Source organism: Thalassobellus citreus (assembly GCF_044385915.1).
Classification (GTDB): Bacteria; Bacteroidota; Bacteroidia; order Flavobacteriales; family Flavobacteriaceae; genus Thalassobellus; species Thalassobellus citreus.
In genome coordinates this window covers 1-247 of record NZ_JBISCC010000001.1, presented here as the reverse complement: position 1 = coordinate 247, position 247 = coordinate 1, and the positions used below count along the sequence as shown (strand labels likewise).

At 45.3% G+C, this 247-nt stretch carries 1 pseudogene; it reads right to left on the bottom strand.

Annotated features, from left to right (window positions below):
- Positions 1-247 (bottom strand): annotated as a pseudogene (locus tag ACH5TX_RS00005) (collagen-like protein); the annotation flags it as partial.

Below are 247 nucleotides of genomic sequence, written 5' to 3'. Positions count from 1 at the left end.
TTAAGAAATATATTTGCTAATGTATCTGAACCTTGAACTGTTACTCCTCCTCCATCTGCTCCTTGCTCACCCGTATCTCCTTTGTCTCCTTTAGGGCCTGTTGCTCCATCTGCTCCGTCTAATCCTGCTAAACCTTGTATTCCTTGTATTCCTTGTATTCCCTGATCACCGGTATCGCCTTTGTCGCCTTTATCTCCCTTATCTCCTTTAGGACCTGTTGCTCCATCTGCTCCGTCTAATCCTGCTA